This is a genomic window from Oleiphilus sp. HI0086 (assembly GCF_001635225.1).
Genome location: NZ_LWFZ01001268.1, coordinates 1 through 758, shown reverse-complemented (window position 1 = coordinate 758; position 758 = coordinate 1). Strand labels below are relative to the sequence as shown.

General features: G+C 49.3%; 1 protein-coding gene. It reads left to right on the top strand.

The window, feature by feature from the left end:
* A partial coding sequence (gene purT, locus A3756_RS21905) for a formate-dependent phosphoribosylglycinamide formyltransferase (RefSeq protein WP_068554639.1) occupies window positions 1-758 on the top strand: 758 nt, incomplete at both ends.

The window sequence follows — 758 nt, the reverse complement described above, 5'->3', positions numbered from 1 at the left end:
ACAGCGCTTTGGTGTCGAAGTGATTGCTGTGGACAGGTATGCCAATGCACCGGCGATGCAAGTCGCACATCGCAGTTACGTGATCGATATGCTTGACCCAAAAGCGCTTAGAGAGGTGGTCGAGAAAGAGCAACCACACTTAATTGTGCCAGAAATCGAAGCCATTGCGACCGCTGAATTGGTGGCGCTAGAGAAAGAAGGCTACCAGGTTATTCCCTCTGCACGTGCAGTTAATCTCACCATGAATCGCGAAGGTATTCGGCGCTTGGCGGCAGAGGATTTGAGCATAAAAACCTCTCCCTATCAGTTTGCCAGCGATTATGAGGCTTATCGACAAGCGCTTCAGGAGATTGGTTTGCCGTGTGTGGTGAAACCGATTATGAGCTCCTCTGGCAAAGGCCAGAGCACTGTGAAGACTGAGGATGGTATTGATGCCGCTTGGGCATATTCACAAGAAGGTGGCCGTACAGGGGCAGGCACCATCATTATCGAAGGCTTTGTCGACTTTGATTATGAGATAACCTTATTAACTGTTCGCCACGCTGGTCAGACAAGTTTCTGTGCGCCGATTGGCCATGTCCAAAAGAATGGTGATTATCAACAGTCATGGCAGCCTCAAGCAATGAGCGAAAAGGCCTTGGCAGCGGCTCAGGATATCGCTCATAAAGTGACTGAAAACCTGGGTGGCAATGGTATCTTTGGCGTTGAGTTATTCGTAAAAGGCGATGAAGTCTTGTTTAGTGAAGTCTCACCTAGGC